18 protein-coding genes are annotated in these 18,043 nt (G+C 54.9%); 6 read left to right on the top strand and 12 right to left on the bottom strand.

Translation table 11 applies throughout. The features are described 5' to 3' along the window. Positions 1-124: 124 nt before the first annotated feature. Positions 125-796, top strand: coding sequence for an iron efflux ABC transporter ATP-binding subunit FetA (gene fetA, locus V6E55_RS05630; RefSeq protein WP_316942356.1), 672 nt, complete (start codon positions 125-127; stop codon positions 794-796). Then, positions 789-1,571 (top strand): iron efflux ABC transporter permease subunit FetB, encoded by a 783-nt coding sequence (gene fetB, locus V6E55_RS05625; RefSeq protein WP_028017592.1) that lies wholly within the window; start codon positions 789-791, stop codon positions 1,569-1,571. Before fetA ends, fetB begins: the two co-directional genes overlap by 8 nt. 16 nt (positions 1,572-1,587) lie before the next feature. Here the strand turns inward: fetB and V6E55_RS05620 are convergent, their stop codons facing one another. From V6E55_RS05620 to tesA, 3 genes are read right to left on the bottom strand one after another with little or no spacing between them, the layout of a single operon-like run. Beyond that, on the bottom strand, positions 1,588-2,442 hold the full coding sequence (locus V6E55_RS05620; RefSeq protein WP_023293125.1) for a co-chaperone YbbN: 855 nt from the start codon (positions 2,440-2,442) through the stop codon (positions 1,588-1,590). Between the two features lie 59 nt (positions 2,443-2,501). Continuing rightward, the gene (locus V6E55_RS05615; RefSeq protein WP_316942355.1) at positions 2,502-3,272 is read right to left on the bottom strand and encodes an SDR family oxidoreductase; all 771 of its coding nucleotides are present in this window, start codon (positions 3,270-3,272) and stop codon (positions 2,502-2,504) included. A 28-nt stretch (positions 3,273-3,300) separates the two neighbouring features. Further along, positions 3,301-3,924, bottom strand: coding sequence for a multifunctional acyl-CoA thioesterase I/protease I/lysophospholipase L1 (gene tesA / locus V6E55_RS05610; RefSeq protein WP_114977980.1), 624 nt, complete (start codon positions 3,922-3,924; stop codon positions 3,301-3,303). On the opposite strand from tesA, the gene ybbA reads away from it, so the two are divergent. The 3 genes from ybbA to V6E55_RS05595 all read left to right on the top strand — a co-directional run bounded on the left by ybbA (position 3,895) and on the right by V6E55_RS05595 (position 8,321). Then, positions 3,895-4,581, top strand: coding sequence for a putative ABC transporter ATP-binding protein YbbA (gene ybbA, locus V6E55_RS05605; RefSeq protein WP_316942354.1), 687 nt, complete (start codon positions 3,895-3,897; stop codon positions 4,579-4,581). The genes tesA and ybbA overlap by 30 nt on opposite strands. Next, the gene (gene ybbP / locus V6E55_RS05600; RefSeq protein ID WP_316942353.1) at positions 4,578-6,992 is read left to right on the top strand and encodes a putative ABC transporter permease subunit YbbP; all 2,415 of its coding nucleotides are present in this window, start codon (positions 4,578-4,580) and stop codon (positions 6,990-6,992) included. The genes ybbA and ybbP overlap by 4 nt, the downstream gene beginning before the upstream one ends. 183 nt (positions 6,993-7,175) lie before the next feature. Continuing rightward, positions 7,176-8,321 carry a porin gene (locus V6E55_RS05595; RefSeq protein ID WP_236921276.1) on the top strand — a complete coding sequence of 382 codons (1,146 nt, stop codon included), beginning with the start codon at positions 7,176-7,178 and terminating at the stop codon, positions 8,319-8,321. Positions 8,322-8,444: 123 nt separating this feature from the next. Here the strand turns inward: V6E55_RS05595 and mnmH are convergent, their stop codons facing one another. The 6 genes from mnmH to ppiB form a co-directional block, all read right to left on the bottom strand. Continuing rightward, entirely contained in the window at positions 8,445-9,515 is a 1,071-nt protein-coding gene (gene mnmH / locus V6E55_RS05590; RefSeq protein ID WP_316942352.1) for a tRNA 2-selenouridine(34) synthase MnmH, read from the bottom strand. Positions 9,516-9,599: 84 nt separating this feature from the next. After that, the gene (gene purK, locus V6E55_RS05585; RefSeq protein ID WP_316942351.1) at positions 9,600-10,667 is read right to left on the bottom strand and encodes a 5-(carboxyamino)imidazole ribonucleotide synthase; all 1,068 of its coding nucleotides are present in this window, start codon (positions 10,665-10,667) and stop codon (positions 9,600-9,602) included. After that, positions 10,664-11,173, bottom strand: coding sequence for a 5-(carboxyamino)imidazole ribonucleotide mutase (purE, locus tag V6E55_RS05580; RefSeq protein WP_028017586.1), 510 nt, complete (start codon positions 11,171-11,173; stop codon positions 10,664-10,666). The genes purK and purE overlap by 4 nt, the downstream gene beginning before the upstream one ends. 171 nt (positions 11,174-11,344) lie before the next feature. Continuing rightward, positions 11,345-11,554, bottom strand: a complete 210-nt coding sequence (locus V6E55_RS05575) for a YdgH/BhsA/McbA-like domain containing protein (RefSeq protein ID WP_028017585.1) — start codon at positions 11,552-11,554, stop codon at positions 11,345-11,347. 136 nt (positions 11,555-11,690) lie between these two features. Then, positions 11,691-12,413, bottom strand: coding sequence for a UDP-2,3-diacylglucosamine diphosphatase (lpxH, locus tag V6E55_RS05570; RefSeq protein ID WP_316942350.1), 723 nt, complete (start codon positions 12,411-12,413; stop codon positions 11,691-11,693). Between the two features lie 3 nt (positions 12,414-12,416). After that, a complete protein-coding gene (gene ppiB / locus V6E55_RS05565; protein ID WP_028017583.1) occupies positions 12,417-12,911 on the bottom strand; it encodes a peptidylprolyl isomerase B in 495 nt (164 codons plus the stop codon). A gap of 175 nt (positions 12,912-13,086) precedes the next feature. Here ppiB and cysS point away from each other — a divergent pair, with 175 nt between their 5' ends. Next, positions 13,087-14,472, top strand: a complete 1,386-nt coding sequence (gene cysS / locus V6E55_RS05560) for a cysteine--tRNA ligase (protein ID WP_316942349.1) — start codon at positions 13,087-13,089, stop codon at positions 14,470-14,472. Positions 14,473-14,562: 90 nt separating this feature from the next. Here cysS and V6E55_RS05555 read toward each other — a convergent pair whose 3' ends face one another. From V6E55_RS05555 to V6E55_RS05545, 3 genes are all read right to left on the bottom strand, one after another. Then, positions 14,563-15,084 (bottom strand): metal-dependent hydrolase, encoded by a 522-nt coding sequence (locus V6E55_RS05555; RefSeq protein ID WP_129996533.1) that lies wholly within the window; start codon positions 15,082-15,084, stop codon positions 14,563-14,565. A 72-nt stretch (positions 15,085-15,156) separates the two neighbouring features. Then, a complete protein-coding gene (gene malI, locus V6E55_RS05550) occupies positions 15,157-16,173 on the bottom strand; it encodes a Mal regulon transcriptional regulator MalI (RefSeq protein ID WP_114977988.1) in 1,017 nt (338 codons plus the stop codon). Positions 16,174-16,259: 86 nt separating this feature from the next. Continuing rightward, entirely contained in the window at positions 16,260-17,759 is a 1,500-nt protein-coding gene (locus V6E55_RS05545; protein WP_114977989.1) for a PTS transporter subunit EIIC, read from the bottom strand. Positions 17,760-18,043: the final 284 nt, after the last annotated feature.

Raw genomic sequence — 18,043 nt, 5'->3', positions numbered from 1 at the left:
TTTTGCATGCTGTGGCGGAAGCCATATGGCTGTTTGTTGACCCTAAGTATACGAGGAAAGTCGCCTTACAATCACTAATAGCCGTAGACTACTGCTAATTATTGGGATGAAGGCAGGAAATAACATGAAGGATAACAGCGCGATTTTGACAATCGCGGATGTAGGCTACCGTGTGGGTGAAACCACCATTCTGAACAATGTCAGTTTTACCGTTTCGCCAGGGGAGTTTCGTTTGATCACCGGGCCATCGGGCTGCGGGAAAAGTACGCTGCTAAAAATCATTGCCTCGCTGCTCAGCCCGACCTCGGGCAAGATTTATTTTGAGGGGAAGGACATTGCAACGCTCTCTCCTGAGGCGTATCGCCAGCAGGTCTCATACTCGGTACAAACGCCCACGCTCTTCGGCGATACGGTGTATGACAACCTGATTTTTCCCTGGAAAATTCGCAATAAGACGCCCGATCCTGAGCGGCTATCTGCCGATCTGGAACGTTTTGGTTTGCCGCAGGAGACGCTGACCAAATCCGTGAGTGAGTTGTCGGGTGGAGAAAAGCAACGTGTCTCGCTGATCCGTAACCTGCAATTTTTACCCAGGGTGTTGTTGCTGGACGAAATCACCAGCGCGCTGGATGATGCCAACAAGCGCAACGTTAACGACATAATTCATCATTACGCCAGTAAGCAGAATGTTGCTGTGCTGTGGGTAACACACGACTCAAACGAAATTACCCATGCGGATGACGTGATTACGCTCCAGCCGCACGGTGGAAAAATGCAGGAGGCTAACCGTGGGTGAGCATAATATTACCAATGAATCCCTGGCGTTTTCGATGGTGCTGGTGCTGATTGCGATTGTGGTCAGCTACCGGGAAAAGCTGGGGCTGGAAAAAGATATTCTGTGGAGTATCTGCCGGGCGGTTATTCAGCTGATTATTGTCGGCTATGTGCTGAAGTATATTTTCAACGTCAACCACGCCGTGCTGACGCTGCTGATGGTGCTCTTTATCTGCTTCAACGCAGCGTGGAATGCGCAAAAGCGCAGTAAGTACATTGATAAGGCCTTTATCTCGTCGTTTATTGCCATAACGACCGGGACGGCGCTCACGCTGGCAGTGCTGGTGCTCTCTGGTTCGATTGCGTTTACGCCAATGCAGGTCATCCCCATTTCCGGAATGATCGCCGGAAACGCGATGGTTGCTGTGGGGCTGTGTTACAACAATCTGGGCCAGCGGTTCAGCAGTGAACAGCAGCAGTTGCAGGAGAAGTTAAGCCTGGGGGCAACGCCTAAAATGGCCTCTGCGCGGCTGATCCGTGAGAGCATCCGTTCATCGTTGATCCCGACGGTGGATTCTGCCAAAACGGTGGGACTGGTGAGCCTGCCGGGTATGATGTCGGGGCTGATTTTTGCGGGTATCGATCCGGTAAAAGCGATTAAGTATCAGATTATGGTAACGTTTATGCTGCTCTCAACGGCAAGCCTGTCCACCATCATTGCCTGTTACCTGACCTACCGGAAGTTCTATAACGCGCGTCACCAGCTGGTGGTGACGCAGTTGAAAAAGACGGGGTAATATCGGCTTTTTTGTGTCAGTAAAGCAGGGCGTAAAGCTGACGGCGATACTTCGACGCCAGCGCGTCGCCGGTGCCCAACGCGGCCAGAATTTCCTGGAACATCTTACGCGCCTGGCCGTCGGCGGCAGCCAGATCTTTTTGCAGATGGCTAAACAGCAACTCCAGTGCTTCTTCATTACGCCCTACCTGATGCAGCTGCAGCGCCAGTTGGCTTGCCAGAGCCGCATCGGCTGGGTTGTCAGCCACCTGCTGTTGCAGCTGCTGAATTTCAGGGGTATCTGCCGCCTGCTTCAGCAGCTCAATTTGCGCGACCAGCCCCTGGTAACGGGTGTCCTGATCCTGCAGTGGAACCGTCTTCAGCACGGCTTCTGCGTCTTCTGAGCGGTGTAGCGCAATCTGCGTTTCCGCCAGCAGCAGACCAATCTGGCTGTTTTGCTTCGACAACTGCCATGCCTCTTTGAGCAGCGGCAGTGCCTCGTCATATTTGCCTTCCTGCATCAGCGCCATGCCTTCCTGCGCTTTCAGCTCTTCTTCACGCGGCAGGACTTTATCCAGCAGGGCGCGAATAGCCTCTTCCGGCTGCGGCCCCTGGAAACCATCAACAGGCTGACCATTCTGGAAAAGATAGACGGTTGGAATAGCGCGCAGGCCAAACTGAGATGCCACCATTGGCTCGGCGTCACAATCCAGTTTGGCGAGAATGAACTGACCATTGTACTGTGCGGCAAGGCTTTCCAGTACCGGCGTCAGCTGCAGGCAGTGCTGGCTACGCTCAGACCAGAAGTAGAACAGCACCGGTTTGGTCATTGACTGTTCGAGGGTCTGTTGCAGGTTTGCTTCAGTAATATTGACGATATTCTGTACGGACATGCGGCTTTCTCTATTTGTCGGTTTGTTCTTTACATGGGGGTGAGCGTCGTTGCTTCAACTCAACCTTGTAAAATTTTGTCCATCATCCGGCCCGGCAGCAGGCGTTTTAACCAGCCTACGGCATGGGTGACCAGCGTCACCGGATAGCGCATTTTGGGATTTTCACTCTCAAAAGCATGGCGCACTTTGGCGACAACCGCTTCTGGACCGAGGGTAAAACGTGCGGCGATGCCAGGGTTTTCGACCGGTTTGTCCGCCTGCGTCTGGTTGACGTTTTCGGTAAAGCGGGTGCGGATGGGGCCGGGTTCAATCAGGCTGACCTTAATGCCGCTGTGCCGTAACTCCATGCGCAGGGCGTCAGACCAGGCCTCCAGCGCATATTTGCTGGCGGCGTAGGCGCCGCGGCCCGGGGTGGAAATTAACCCCATCACCGACGATGTCATCACGATCCGACCTTCACCGTGTGGCAGCATCGCGGGGAGCAGACGCATGGTGAGCTGATGTACACCGAAGAAGTTGGTCGAAAACTGTTTCTCCAGCGTTTCGCGGGAGATCGTATCCAGCGGGCCATACAGGCCGTAGCCGGCATTATTAAAGAGCCCGTACAGACGATTGTCGGTCAGCGCGATGACCTCATCGGCGGCGCGTTCAACGCTCTCCGGTGAGTCCATATCCAGCAGCACGCCGATAAAACCCATCCCGTTCATGCGTTCGACATCGTCGGATTTACGGCAGGCGGCCAGCACCCGAAATCCCTGACGCTTTAATTCGAGCGCGCTTTCCAGGCCGATTCCGCTGGAACATCCTGTAATTAAGACCGATTTTTGCATAACTTTACCTGTCAGGATCTCCGCTTAATCAGGAGTCATGTTTAACTAAAGGAGCCAGCCGCGTTGCCATCCAGTCGGCAATAAACGGCTGCGCATCGCGATTGGGGTGGATCCCGTCGTCTTGCATCCACTGGGGTTTGAGATAGACCTCTTCCATGAAAAATGGCAGCAGCGGAATATCAAACTCTTTGGCAAGCTTAGGGTAGATCGCGCTAAAGGCCTCATTATACCGACGACCGTAGTTAGCGGGCAGGCGAATTTGCATCAGCAGCGGCCGGGCGTTTGCCGCCTTGATATCCTGCAAAATGGTGCGCAGCGTCTGTTCTGTTTGCTGAGGCTGAAAACCGCGCAGGCCATCATTGCCGCCAAGCTCAACCAGCACCCAGCGTGGCTGATGCTGTTTGAGTAGCGCCGGCAACCGCGACAGGCCTTGCTGAGAGGTATCACCGCTGATGCTGGCGTTAATCACAGGCGTTGTGCTCTGCCATTTATCATTGAGCAAAGCGGGCCAGGCCGCACTGGCCGCCATGCGATAGCCTGCACTCAGGCTGTCGCCGAGAACCAGTAACGTGTCCGCTGCCGCCGCGCGGAAGGTCATCAGAATCAAAAACAGGAAGGGCAAATGCCAGCGGAAAACAGTGTTGAAGTTCATCGTCTTAAGAAATCCGTCGGTCAAGGGGAACACGAACTTTCCATCCTCACCGGAGTTGAACTCGTTGTCAAACGCGCCGAAACCATCGCGCTGATTGGTGAATCCGGTTCCGGTAAGTCCACGTTGCTGGCGATTTTGGCCGGTCTGGACGACGGGAGCAGCGGAGAGGTCCACCTGGTCGGGCAACCGCTGCATCAGCTTGATGAAGAGGCGCGCGCTGCGCTGCGTGCGCGACACATCGGTTTTGTTTTTCAGTCCTTTATGCTGATCCCGACGCTGAACGCGCTGGAAAACGTCGAACTCCCGGCGCTTCTGCGCGGTGAGAATAGCCGTGAAAGCCGCGCGCATGCGAAGGCGTTGCTGGAGCAGCTGGGGTTGGGCAAACGCCTCGACCATCTTCCGGCACAGCTTTCCGGCGGGGAGCAGCAGCGCGTGGCGCTGGCGCGCGCGTTTAACGGCCGCCCGGAGGTCCTGTTCGCTGATGAGCCTACCGGTAATCTTGACCGCAAAACCGGGGACAAGATTGCTGACCTGCTGTTTTCGCTCAACCGCGAACATGGCACCACGCTTGTCCTGGTGACGCACGACCCGCAACTTGCCGCCCGCTGTGACCGTCGTCTGCGGCTGGTCAATGGTGTTCTTCAGGAGGAAGCATGATTGCCCGCTGGTTCTGGCGCGAGTGGCGCTCGCCCTCGCTGCTGATTGTCTGGCTGGCGTTAAGCCTGGCGGTAGCCTGTGTGCTGGCATTGGGGAGCGTCAGCGACCGCATGGAAAAAGGGCTCAGTCAGCAAAGCCGGGAGTTTATGGCGGGGGACAGGGCGCTACAAAGTTCACGCGCGGTTCCTCCGGGCTGGATTGACGAAGCGTGCAAGCGGGGGCTTAAGGTCGGGGAGCAGATAAGCTTCCAGACCATGACATTTGCAGGCGATACACCGCAACTGGCGAGCGTCAAAGCCGTCGATGACATCTACCCGATGTATGGCGAACTGCAGACCAGCCCACCAGGGTTGAAACCCAAACCCGGCACGGTGCTGCTGGCGCCGCGCCTGATGGCGCTGTTGAATCTGAAAACGGGCGACAGTATTGATGTCGGTGACGCTACGCTGAAAATTGCCGGGGAAGTGGTCCAGGAACCTGACTCCGGGTTTAATCCGTTCCAGCTTGCGCCGCGATTGCTGATGAATACCGCCGATGTGGTGAAAACCAACGCCGTGCAGCCGGGGAGCCGCGTGACCTGGCGCTATAAGTTTGGCGGTACGCCCGCACAGCTTGATGCCTATGAAAAATGGCTTCTGCCGCAGTTAAAACCGGAACACCGCTGGTACGGGCTGGAGCAGGACGAGGGGGCGCTCGGTAAATCTCTGGAACGTTCTCAGCAGTTCCTGCTACTTTCGGCTCTGTTAACCCTTTTGCTGGCCGTGGCGGCAGTTGCCGTGGCAATGGGGCACTACTGTCGCAGCCGTTACGATCTGGTGGCGGTCCTCAAAACACTTGGTGCGGGCAGAGTACAACTGCGTAAGCTGATTGTCGGCCAGTGGCTAATGTTGCTGCTTTTCTCGGCCTTCACCGGCGGGGTAATGGGGCTACTGTTCGAAAAACTGTTGATGGTGATGCTGAAACCGGTGCTTCCGGCCGCATTACCGCCAGCCAGCCTCTGGCCGTGGCTGTGGGCGATGGGGGCGATGACGGTAATCTCAGTGCTGGTAGGGCTCCGCCCGTACCGGCTGTTGATTGCGACGCAGCCGCTGCGTGTGTTACGCCGTGATGTCGTGGCAAACATCTGGCCGCTGAAGTTCTATCTTCCTGTGATTATTGCGGTGGCGGTTGGGTTGTTGGCCTGGCTGATGGGGGGCAGCACTTTGCTGTGGGCGGTGCTGGCCGGGGCAGTTGTGCTGGCGCTGTTGTGCGGCGTGCTGGGTTGGATACTGCTCAATATCCTGAAAAAAATCACGGTAAAATCGCTTCCCGTGAGGCTGGCAGTGAACCGTCTGCTGCATCAGCCCTGGTCGACGCTCAGCCAGCTTTCGGCGTTTTCGCTGTCGTTTATGCTGTTGGCACTTCTGCTGGTACTGCGAGGCGATCTGCTGGATCGCTGGCAGCAACAGCTACCACCGGAAAGCCCAAACTATTTCCTGATCAATATCGCACCTGAGCAGGTCACGCCACTGAAGGGATTTCTGTCAGAGCATCACATTATTCCTGAGTCGTTCTACCCCATCGTTCGCGCACGCCTGACGCAGATCAACGGTCAGTCGACAGAAGGGAACAAGGACGAGTCGCTTAACCGTGAACTGAACCTGACCTGGCAGGAAAAACGCCCCGATCATAACCCCATCACCGCCGGAACCTGGCCGCCTGAAGCGGGGGAAGTGTCGATGGAAGAAGGGCTGGCGAAGCGTCTGAGCGTTAAGCTGGGAGACAGAGTCACGTTCACCGGGGATACCCAGGATTTTACCGCGAAAGTCACCAGCCTGCGTAAAGTGGACTGGGAAAGTCTGCGGCCCAACTTCTTCTTCATCTTCCCGCCGGGGGCGCTGGACGGGCAACCGCAGAGCTGGCTGACCAGCTTCCGCTGGGAAAACGGCAACGGCATGCTCACCCAGCTTAACCGGGAATTCCCGACGGTCAGCCTGCTGGATATCGGGGCGATCCTGAAGCAGGTCGGGCAGGTTCTGGAGCAGGTGAGCCGTGCACTGGAGGTGATGGTGGTACTGGTGACGATCTGCGGCGTGCTGTTGCTGCTGGCCCAGGTACAGGTGGGGATGCGCCAGCGTCATCAGGAACTGGTGGTGTATCGCACACTGGGAGCAGGTAAACGACTGTTGCGGGCGACACTCTGGAGTGAATTCGCACTGCTTGGGTTGGTGGCGGGACTGGTGGCGGCCATTGGTGCAGAGACGGCGCTGGCTGTCCTGCAGACAAAGGTCTTTGACTTCCCGTGGGAACCTGACTGGCGTCTTTGGCTGACATTGCCTCTCTCTGGTGCGGTGCTACTTTCCCTCTGTGGGGGCTGGCTCGGCACACGCTTGTTAAAGGGCAAAGCCCTGTTCCGCCAGTTCGAGAGTTAATTCAATATCGTGATAATTACGCACTGGTTTTTTATATCAGCGTGTAATGTTTTAACAGCACAAAAAGATAATACACGTTAATTTAGTAGCACAAAACATTAAAAAACCGTCCACACAGACTGATTATTTCCAGTTAATATTCACCCGCTAAATATTTAGCAGCGTGTCTATCAAGGAAAAATAATGACTATAAAAAAATCAGCGCTGGCGGTTACGATCGGCGCGGCAGTGGCATTGACTACTTTCGCTTCTCAGGCAGAAATCACCGTTCTTAAACAGGATCCTCAGGCGGGCGATCCTCTGAGTCGTCTGAACTTCACCGTGGGCGGCAGTATCCGTCCACAGTTCAACATGATGACGGGCGACGGCGACAAAGGTTCCTACAAACGTAATGGCTTCGACGGTGGCACCCGTTTCCGTTTCGCAGCTGATTACTACCTGTTTGATGACATCAGCTGGGTAAGCTACTACGAGCTGGGTGTGAACATCCCTGCGCTGTTCGACTGGGACAACCACTACAAAGAAGGCGCGAACAACACTACTCGCCGTATGTTGTATACCGGTCTGAAGAGCGACACCTGGGGTACACTGACCTATGGTCAGCAGAACAGCGTTTACTATGATGTGGTTGGCGTGAAAACCGATATCTGGGACTACGACATGATCGGTCAGGCACCAGGTAACGGTATCAACGGTGACTACGACGGTTCTTATCGTTCACGCAACATGCTGAAATATAAGAAAACCGTTGGCGATGCTGATATTTATGCATCCTACCTGTTTGAAGACAGCGAATACCTGCCGGGCAACGGCCTGCGTTACAAACGTAAAGGCGGTGGTTCACTGGGTCTGGATTATCACCTGACTAAAGATCTGACCTGGGGTACGGCGTGGAACTACACCCGTGCGGACATGCGTAACCCGGACAACGGCGACAGCAAAACCTACGACCAGAACATCCTCGGTACTGCGCTGAGCTGGAAACCTGACAACTGGACCTTCTCCTTTGGCGGCGGCTGGTACCAGAACTTCCTGACCACCAAAAAAGTGTCTGTTAACGACTACTTTGCGGGCGACGCGTGGGGTATTGAATACTTCGCAGGGTATAAATTCCCAATCAATCAGTATGCGGTTAAATCCATCCAGCCTTACTTCATGGGCGATCGCATCGAGTACGTGAACGGCCGTAACTACCAGCGCATCGATAACGGCGTGGGTATCAGCTTCCAGCTGGATTATGGTTTCCGTGTTGATTACGAACACGTATTCACCTCCAGCACCGACGATCTGGGCGATATGAACCTGGTCCGTCTGCGTTACGACTTCTAAGCCGTTTTGTAGGGTGCGGCCTGATGCCCTCACCCTGACCCTCTCCCACGGGGAGAGGGAACAAATATTAAAAACGGCAACCCAGGTTGCCGTTTTGCTTTTACCTCGCCACCCGGCTTTCTTTTAGCGATTAAGCCAGTCAGCGACCTCGCCATACGTCCCGCGATAGACAATTTTCTCCGCTTTCTTTCCAAGCTGATAGCTGTACATCGGGTCGTAATAATCATTCAGCAACGGGACAAGCCAGCTGAAATGCGCGTCAGTGCTGCCAGAGCGTTGTTGTTCCAGCAGCGCGGAATCTAACAGTGCGGTGAATTCCGCAAAGCGCTGTAACCCCAGACGGCGGCGAATGGCGAACAGGCCGTGGCGCAGGTACTCGCTGTACTCTTTCCAGCCTGCTTCTTCACCGTAAGCGGCAGAAAAATCTGCCCACATATGGTCGAAATACTCTTCGCGAAGGCGCTCCAGACGGATTTCAAACGGGTCGTCGACGACGACAATAGGGGCTTCGACCATGCGGTCGCGCAGGCACTCCGGCAGGTGGTTGGAGCCAATCATCCGACCTTCATCTTCCAGCACCCAGCGTGCAGCGTCTTTTTTCAATAGCTCAACCGCAAGGTGATTTTCAAAGCTGGCCTGGGAAAGCTGCGGCGTGAGCGTGCGGCCAAACGATGAACCGCGATGGTGTGCCAGCCCTTCCAGATCAATGCCCTGGGCATGTTGCTTAACCAGCAAGGTTTTACCGCTGCCGGTACAACCGCCGATAAGTACCATCGGTTTTTGTGACTGCTCGGTTGTCACCTGAATCGCTGTCTGACGCAGGGCTTTATAGCCGCCGCGGATCAGTGGGTAGTCGACACCCGCTTCTTTCAGCCAGGCCTGTGAGATGTGCGAACGCTGGCCACCGCGCGCGCAGCAGAGATAGCCCTCAGGATGGGCAAGACTGGATTCCCGCCAGGCGTTGATCCGTGCCTCACGCGTGGTGCCGTTCACCAGACTATGGCCGAGAGCCAATGCAGCTTCGGGGCCCTGGCGTTTATAGCAAGTGCCGACGGCGGCGCGTTCATCATCATTCATTAAAGGCAGGTTGATTGCCGCAGGCATCGCACCCTGAGCAAATTCGATCGGCGCGCGAACGTCGATTAAAGGGGTATCAGACGCGAGGATCGCGCGATAGTCCGTTCCATCGTTCATGGTTTTTCCAGAAGAAAACTAAGCTGCAATGGGCGGGAATTGTACGCCGGGGAAGGGGAAGGTCAACTCCCCGGCGCAGCTGTGTTACTTAAGCTTAGTCTGTGCCCAGACCATTCCGCTCGCGTATTCCGGCGGCAGGAGAGGGATCAGTGCTTCCAGGGTGGCGCTCAGACGGCCAGTGTCGCTGTCGTTCAGGTTCAGGTGACCAACCTTACGGCCCGGACGAACCTCTTTGTCATACCAGTGCAAGTGTACCAGCGGCAGCTTAAGCCAGTCGTAGTTCAGATCGGTTCCAATCAGGTTGATCATCACTGACGGGCTATTCACCACCGGCTGCGGCAGCGGCAGGTCAGTGATGGCGCGCAGGTGCAACTCGAACTGGCTGATGGACGCGCCATTTTGCGTCCAGTGGCCGCTGTTGTGCACGCGTGGCGCAAGCTCGTTGATCAGCAGACCGGACGGGGTGACAAAGCACTCCATCGCCATTACGCCGACGTAGCCCAGTTCGTGCATGATGGCAGACAGCGTGTCTTCCGCCTGTGCCTGTTGTTCCGCACTGGCCTGCGGAAACGCCACGCTGGTGCGCAGAATACCGTCCTGATGCAGGTTATGCGTCAGCGGATAAAACACAGTGCGGCCATCATGTCCACGCGCACCAACCAGCGACACTTCACCGCTAAAGTTAATGCCCTGCTCAACGATACATTCACCGTAGCAATCATCCGGTAGCTCAGCCGTTTCGTGCGCCCGCAGACGCCATTGTCCACGACCATCGTAACCGCCCACGCGGCGCTTCACGATCGCCAGTTCGCCCAGCATCGCAAAAACATCATTCCACTCGCGTTTATCTGACAGGAGCTGCCACGGTGCGGTCGGCAGACCGAGCTTGTCGAACAGCTGCTTTTGCGTCAGGCGGTCGGCAATAATCGGGAAAACATCGCGGTTAACAAAGGCGTTATGCCGCGCCAGCTCGCGAGTCAGCGCAGTTTCCGGCCAGCGTTCAATCTCGGCGGTAATCACGCTCTGGTGGAACGGTACCGCTTCAGGTTCAGCATCCAGCCCGACAGGCCAGACGGAAATACCCAGCGGTTCACCCGCCTGGCGTAGCATACGGCCTAACTGACCGTTACCGAGGACGCAAACCTGCTTCATGCCGCACCCCGTGGATCCGGATTGTCCAGCACCTCGTCGGTCTGTGCTTTACGCCAGTCAGCCAGACGCTGATGTAAGTCTTTATCATGTGTCGCCAGGATCTGCGCGGCCAGCAGGGCAGCATTTGCAGCACCCGCTTTACCAATCGCCAGCGTGCCGACCGGGATACCCCGTGGCATCTGCACGATGGAATAGAGGCTATCGACACCGCTCAACGCAGCGCTTTGTACCGGTACGCCCAGAACGGGAACCAGTGTTTTAGCGGCAATCATGCCTGGCAGATGTGCTGCGCCGCCCGCACCGGCAATGATCACCTCATAACCGTTTTCTTCAGCGCCTTCGGCGAAGCTGAACAGTTTGTCCGGTGTACGGTGTGCGGAAACCACTTCAACGTGGTGCGGAACATTCAGGATTTCAAAGATTTCGGCGGCGAACTGCATGGTAGCCCAGTCGCTTTTGGACCCCATCACGATGGCGACACGCGCCGGATTATTGCGGGAAGACATGCGTCTTAAAACTCCTGTGGTGCGAAACACACTGCTTTCGAGGGCACAGAGAATAGCATGTAATACGGGGAAGGAAAACGGTTGCGCGGTTAAAACTTGAGCCGTTGTTACCGCCATGACATAACAAAACAGACCGCAATCTGGCGGTCTGTTTTCGTCAATCAGGTGTGATTATTTAGTCAGTTCTGCGGTCATGTACACGCGGTTATTGACCTGTGCGCTGGTGATTTTATAAGACGCACCTTGTTCAGCAGCCTGAGCGGCGATTTTCGCTTCTGCGCGGTCAAGGGTAGAAGCACTCGCGCTGACGCTCTGAGCGAAAGAACCGAAAGAGATCATAGAAAGAGCGGCAACTGCAACGAAAGTTTTGATAGATTTCATGGTCGTATTCCTGAAGTAATTTATCTGGGATAGGGCGTGTTGCCCTGATGCGATAAATAATAGGCTGACCATGGGCTGATTAAAATCGGAACAATTTGCCAATGTTGTTCAAAAAAATAGAATAAGATTTGAAGGGTTAAAACGGAAAAGCGATCAGCTCTACACTCTCTGGTGTGACTTTGACCATGGACCCTTCACTGTGCCAGGCTCCCAGTACGACACGGTTCGCCGGTTCGCCATTGGCGATAAGGGAATGTACATCGGGGCGATGAGTATGACCGTGGATCAGCCACTGGACGCGATGCTTTTCCATCACGTTGACCACCGCCTGCGGGTTAACGTCCATGATGGTCATGGATTTGCTGCTGTTGGCGGCTTTACTGCCCGCGCGCATTCTGGCTGCGATACGGTTGCGGATAAACAGTGGCAGGGCCAGGAACACTTTTTGGATCCACGGGGTGTGGACTTTAGCGCGAAACGCCTGATAACCGGCATCGTCGGTGCAGAGCGTATCGCCGTGCATGATCAGGATCTTTCGGCCATAGAGATCAAGCACCTGTTCTTCCGGCAGCAGTAGCATACCGCTTTCGCGGGCGTAGCGCTTGCCGAGCAGGAAATCACGGTTGCCATGGATGAAGTAGCAGGGAACACCGGAATCTACCAGCGCTTTAATGGCAGCAGCCATTTCCCGGTGCAGCGGGTTAGGATCGTCGTCGCCAATCCAGGCTTCGAACAGGTCGCCCAGAATGTACAGCGCGTCGGCATTTTTCGCTTCACCGCGTAAAAAACGCAGAAAACCGGCGGTGATCGCCGGTTCTTCTGTTTGCAGATGCAAATCCGCAATAAAGAGTGTCGCCACCAATTACTCGCTGACGGTCACGCTGGTAATCACTACGTCTTCTTTAGGAACGTCCTGGTGCATGCCGCTGCGGCCAGTAGAGACGGCTTTGATCTTATCAACCACGTCCATACCTTCAACCACTTCTGCGAATACGCAGTAGCCCCAACCCTGCAGGCTTTCGCCGGAGAAGTTCAGGAAGTCGTTGTCAGCCACGTTGATGAAGAACTGGGCAGTCGCAGAGTGAGGTGCCTGAGTACGGGCCATCGCCAGCGTACCACGGGTGTTTTTCAGACCGTTGTTCGCTTCGTTTTTGATCGCTTCTTTGGTCTCTTTCTGGTGCATGCCAGGTTCAAAACCGCCGCCCTGGATCATAAAGCCGTTGATCACGCGGTGGAAAATGGTGTTGTTGTAGAAACCTTCGCGGCAGTAGTCCAGGAAGTTTTTAACTGTTTCAGGCGCTTTGTCATCAAAGGTTTTGATTACGATATCGCCATGATTAGTGTGGAAAGTAACCATTTTTGCATCCTGTTCCGTTATTGTGGTGCGTCAACCCGTGTTCGGGTTACATATAGGGGCTTGTTATAGCATAACCACAGGACGCGATCACCTTGCATTGTGTGCTGATCCTATTCCGAATTATGGGTATTATAGGGAACAAGCAACCCACACACGTGTTTACATGGAATCTTCGATGTTAAAAATCTTTAATACAATGACGCGCCAAAAAGAGGAATTTAAACCTATCCATGCCGGGGAAGTCGGCATGTACGTGTGTGGTATTACGGTTTACGATCTCTGTCATATTGGCCATGGCCGTACCTTTGTCGCCTTCGACGTTGTTTCACGTTACCTGCGTTTTCTGGGGTACAACCTGAAGTACGTGCGCAACATTACTGACATTGACGACAAAATCATTAAACGCGCTAATGAAAATGGCGAGAGCTTTGTGGCGCTGGTGGACCGCATGATCGCTGAAATGCACAAAGACTTTGATGCATTAAATATTCAGCGTCCGGACAGTGAGCCACGTGCAACCCACCATATTCACGAAATTATTGAGATCACGGAAACGCTGATCACACGCGGCCATGCCTACGTTGCGGATAACGGCGACGTGATGTTCTCCGTGCCGACGGACCCAACCTACGGCGCGCTTTCCCGTCAGGATCTGGACCAGCTTCAGGCCGGTGCCCGCGTTGATGTCGTTGACGTGAAGCGTAACCCGATGGACTTCGTCTTGTGGAAAATGTCCAAAGAGGGTGAACCGAGCTGGCCATCTCCGTGGGGCGAAGGGCGTCCTGGCTGGCACATTGAATGTTCAGCAATGAACTGCAAACAGCTGGGCAAGCACTTCGACATTCACGGCGGCGGTTCGGATCTGATGTTCCCGCACCACGAAAACGAAATCGCGCAGTCCACCTGCGCGCATGGCGGCGAGTACGTTAATTACTGGATGCACTCCGGGATGGTGATGGTTGACCGCGAGAAGATGTCTAAATCACTCGGCAACTTCTTCACCGTGCGTGACGTGCTGAAGTATTACGATGCGGAAACCGTGCGTTACTTCCTGATGTCTGGTCACTACCGTAGCCAGTTGAACTACAGCGAAGAGAACCTGAAACAGGCGCGCTCGGCGCTGGAGCGTTTGTACACCGCGCTGCGCGGTACCGACAAGTCTGTTCCTGCTGCGGGCGGTGAAGCGTTTGAAGCTCGCTTCGTTGAGGTGATGAACGACGACTTCAACACCCCGGAAGCGTACTCCGTGCTGTTCGACATGGCGCGTGAAGTGAACCGCCTGAAGTCAGAAGATATGGCAGCAGCGAATGCCCTGGCTTCACATCTGCGTAAGATTTCTTCCGTGCTCGGCCTGCTGGAGCAGGAGCCGGACGTGTTCCTGCAAAGCGGTGCGCAGGCGGACGATGGTGAAGTGGCGGAAATTGAAGCGTTGATCAAAGCGCGTCTGGAAGCGCGTCAGTCGAAAGACTGGGCGGCGGCAGATGCGGCACGTAATCGTCTGACCGAGATGGGCATCATTCTGGAAGATGGCCCGCAGGGAACCACCTGGCGTCGTAAGTAAGTCTGTAACGCCCGGTGGCGCTTACGCTTACCGGGCCTACAAAATCATGACCGTAGGCCGGGTAAGGCGTAGCCGCCACCCGGCTTTCTTTTACCGCCGCCTCCACCACAGCAACCCCATCAGCACTACCCCCGGTAGCCACACCCACAGCAATTCTGAAATGATCACCTGATGCCCGTACGGCGTGGTATAGCGTGACAGTGCGAACGGTGCGACCTTAATCACCTGCCATGGCGCAAAGAAGCGTTCGTCTGACCACGGCCACAACCAGCCAACCCCTTTTCCCCCCGTGGTAATGGAATCCAGCAGGCTGTGCGACAGTAATGACACAGTTAAAAACAGCCAGCACCGGGTCAGACTAGCTCTGAACCATCGTCGACCGATCAGCACGCAGAGTATCGGCACCACAAAGGCAAACAGCAGGGAGTGAGTAAAGCCGCGATGGCCGAAAACATTGCCATAGGCGACGCCGAACTTAAACGCCAGCACGTCGGCGTCCGGCAACATCGCGAGGACAATTCCAGTAAACAGCAGGCGAGGCGGAATAACTCTGGTTCCCAGGCCTAAGCCCAGGCAAAGCGGAACAGCAGCGTGAGTGATAACGGTGGGCATCGTAATTATCCATGACAAATCATGGAACTATAGCAGCGAATCCTTCGCGCAGACCTGTGCTAAATTCTGATTTTACGCCGACTCGCGCGCGATAAGCTGCCCGGAGAGGGTAATCCGCTGCGTTTGCAAGTCCGGCTCTTTCAGCTTGCGAATAATCAACCCGGCTGCCTGACGGCCCGTCTCTTCACTGGCGGAGGAGACGTAGGTCAATGACGGCGACGTGAGGTTTACGTGCAGCATATCTTCGAAACCGACCAGCGCGACCTGCTGCGTCAGAAACACGTCTTTACCCACCGTACGCCCGACCTGATGAATCGCTGATATGGAGCCGATCATGGCATCAGGTGAGTGGCAGAGCAGGGCGGTGATGGTGTTGTTTTTTTCCAGTAACTGACGAGTGGCAAAACCTGCTGCCAGCGTGTCATCGCTGCAGGCCGGAGAGTATTCATCGCGCCAGACCAGCCCGTTTTGCGTCATCGCGCTGCGAAAACCAAGCAGGCGCTGCTCACGAATAAGGCAGCCCTCACGCCCACCAATGTAGGCGATATTGCGATGGCCGCGCTCGATAAGATAACGCACCGCCAGATTTGCCGCCTGACGGTTATCGCGCATCACCAGGTTGCATTTTTCATCCAGCAGTGACTGAGAGACCGCAACCAACGGCAATGGGCAATGACGAATGTGTTCCGGCAGGGTGGATGTCCGGGTGTCAGAAGCCAGGTAAATAACCCCGGCGACGCCCTGCTGTTTAAACGACAGCAGGCAGCGCTCGAGATGATCATAGTCATTCTGAGGCTGGCCGAGAAACACCATATACCCCTGTTTTTCCAGCTCCTGGACGATGCTCGCCATCACCTTGATGGAGAAGCTGTCGCTGAAGTCACGGAGGATAAGACCGATAAGATTGGAGGTGTTGGCGCGAAGGTTGGCCGCGGCGACGTTATGCACATAGCCCAGGGTATTGATGGCAGCGTTGACCTTCTCGATCGTCGCTTCTGAGATTTTCCCTTTCTGGCGCAGCACCAGTGATACGGTAGAAACCGAAACCCCTGCGAGCTTTGCGACATCAATAATGCTGACTTTCTTCAAAATCACTCCCTGAAATTAACCGATTATCAGCCAGATACAACAATACGTCTCCCAGCGTACAGGAGACGCGTCGTTCAGGCATCTTATTATTTGCCGATCATGGTGGACATGGTCTGGGCGATAAACTGTGCTCTGGCACCGAAAATCACCTGAATACCGTTGTCGCCGACGAAGACCACGCCGCGAGCACCGAGTCCATTCAGGCCGTCTTTATCTACCACCTCGCTTTTTGCCACTTCCAGACGTAAACGGGTGATACAGGAACCGACGGAGTCGATATTATGCGCCCCGCCCAGCAGGGTGATGATCTCAGTCGCGAGTTCTGAATCCGACTTATCGTCTGCGCTGGCGGTCACTTCAGTGCGGCCCGGCGTTTTCACGTCGAAACGGCGGATCACAAAGCGGAACGTGAAGTAGTAAATCAGGCCCATTGGAATGCCGATGATAATGGCATTCAGGAAGTTGGTTTTGTAACCGTTAAACGACGGCAGGATCCCGAATGACAGATAGTCGATAAAACCCGCTGAGAACGATTTGGCGATATGCGCATGCAGCAGATACATGGTCATATAAGCCAGGCCCGCCATGATGGCATTAAAGACGTACAGAATCGGTGCCACGAAGATAAAAGTAAACTCGACCGGCTCGGTGATCCCCGTCAGGAAGCAGGTGAGTGCCGCAGAGAACAGAATACCTGCCGCAATTTTTTTGTTCTTCGTGTGGGCTTCGTGATACATCGCCAGGCACGCCGCAGGCAGTGCGAACAGCATCAGCGGGAATTCACCCTGCATGAACTTACCGGCGTTCTCGTAGGTGTCGCTGCTGAAGGATTTGACCCCTTCTTCCAGCATCTTGAACCAGATGGTCTGGTCGCCATGGATAACCTGTCCGGCCTGGGTCGTGTAATCCCCGAATGAATACCAGAAGGATGGATACCAGATGTGGTGCAAGCCAAGCGGGATCAGCGCACGCTCGACCAGGCCGAAGATAAAGGTCGACGCCGCCTGATTATCACCGTTAACGATCACGGAGAGCGCGTCGATACCGGCCTGGATATGTTGCCAGACGTAGGGCAGCAGCAACCCCATCAGGAAAGAGAGGAACGCTGTGGCAATCGCCACGAAGCGTTTACCTGAGAAGAAGCCAAGAAATTCCGGCAGTTGCATGGTGTGGAAGCGGTTATAACACCAGGCCGCGAGAATACCGCAAATCAGGCCGCCGAAGACGCCCATTTGCAGTGTCGGGATGCCCACCACCATGGCGTATTTCCCGCCCTGTGACGCCATTTCCGGCGTGATACTCAGCACGGTGCTGATGGTGATATTAGTGACAAACACCGAGACCGCAGCAGACAGTGCGGCAATACCGGATTCAGACGCCAGACCGACGGCAGAGCCAATGGCGAACAGCATCGGCAGGTTATCAAAAATAACCCCGCCTGCGTTCATCATCAGCGGCAGGTGGAACTTATCGCCGAAGGCCAGCAACAGGCCCGCAGCGGGAAGCAGTGAAATTGGCAGCATCAAGGCGCGACCAATCATAGACAACTTAGACAGCGATTTAACAAACCCTGATATCAGACTCATGCTGATTTCCCCCGAGTAGCGCTTTTTTTGGCGCTGTTATTGTAAGTAGAACGTTTTAGTAGAACGTTCTACTTATCGTGGGCAAAGTGTGAAAAACGCGCAACTGAATTTTCACTTTTCAACAGAGGAAATAGTGATTATTTGAAGTTGATCGATAAATAACCGTGATGGGTTTGAGGGGATTTTTTATCCCCTCTCCCTGTGGGATGTACAGTCTGGGGACATGGTAGACAGGTGTTCGGGGACATAGTGAACACTTTTTAACATCCTTTACCCATGGTGAT

It is taken from the genome of Enterobacter sp. 342 (assembly GCF_036663495.1).
Classification (GTDB): Bacteria; Pseudomonadota; Gammaproteobacteria; order Enterobacterales; family Enterobacteriaceae; genus Enterobacter.
The sequence above is the reverse complement of the archived record's forward strand: the minus strand, read 5'-3'. Positions and strand labels throughout refer to the sequence as shown.

Excerpts from the sequence above, each read along its gene's own strand:
- fetA (WP_316942356.1), top strand. The coding sequence starts at position 125 with ATGAAGGATAACAGCGCGATTTTGACAATCGCGGATGTAGGCTACCGT.
- V6E55_RS05620 (WP_023293125.1), bottom strand. The coding sequence starts at position 2,442 with ATGTCCGTACAGAATATCGTCAATATTACTGAAGCAAACCTGCAACAG.
- V6E55_RS05615 (WP_316942355.1), bottom strand. The coding sequence starts at position 3,272 with ATGCAAAAATCGGTCTTAATTACAGGATGTTCCAGCGGAATCGGCCTG.
- ybbA (WP_316942354.1), top strand. The coding sequence starts at position 3,895 with ATGCCAGCGGAAAACAGTGTTGAAGTTCATCGTCTTAAGAAATCCGTC.
- tesA (WP_114977980.1), bottom strand. The coding sequence starts at position 3,924 with ATGAACTTCAACACTGTTTTCCGCTGGCATTTGCCCTTCCTGTTTTTG.
- ybbP (WP_316942353.1), top strand. The coding sequence starts at position 4,578 with ATGATTGCCCGCTGGTTCTGGCGCGAGTGGCGCTCGCCCTCGCTGCTG.
- V6E55_RS05595 (WP_236921276.1), top strand. The coding sequence starts at position 7,176 with ATGACTATAAAAAAATCAGCGCTGGCGGTTACGATCGGCGCGGCAGTG.
- mnmH (WP_316942352.1), bottom strand. The coding sequence starts at position 9,515 with ATGAACGATGGAACGGACTATCGCGCGATCCTCGCGTCTGATACCCCT.
- purK (WP_316942351.1), bottom strand. The coding sequence starts at position 10,667 with ATGAAGCAGGTTTGCGTCCTCGGTAACGGTCAGTTAGGCCGTATGCTA.
- purE (WP_028017586.1), bottom strand. The coding sequence starts at position 11,173 with ATGTCTTCCCGCAATAATCCGGCGCGTGTCGCCATCGTGATGGGGTCC.
- V6E55_RS05575 (WP_028017585.1), bottom strand. The coding sequence starts at position 11,554 with ATGAAATCTATCAAAACTTTCGTTGCAGTTGCCGCTCTTTCTATGATC.
- ppiB (WP_028017583.1), bottom strand. The coding sequence starts at position 12,911 with ATGGTTACTTTCCACACTAATCATGGCGATATCGTAATCAAAACCTTT.
- cysS (WP_316942349.1), top strand. The coding sequence starts at position 13,087 with ATGTTAAAAATCTTTAATACAATGACGCGCCAAAAAGAGGAATTTAAA.
- V6E55_RS05555 (WP_129996533.1), bottom strand. The coding sequence starts at position 15,084 with ATGCCCACCGTTATCACTCACGCTGCTGTTCCGCTTTGCCTGGGCTTA.
- V6E55_RS05545 (WP_114977989.1), bottom strand. The coding sequence starts at position 17,759 with ATGAGTCTGATATCAGGGTTTGTTAAATCGCTGTCTAAGTTGTCTATG.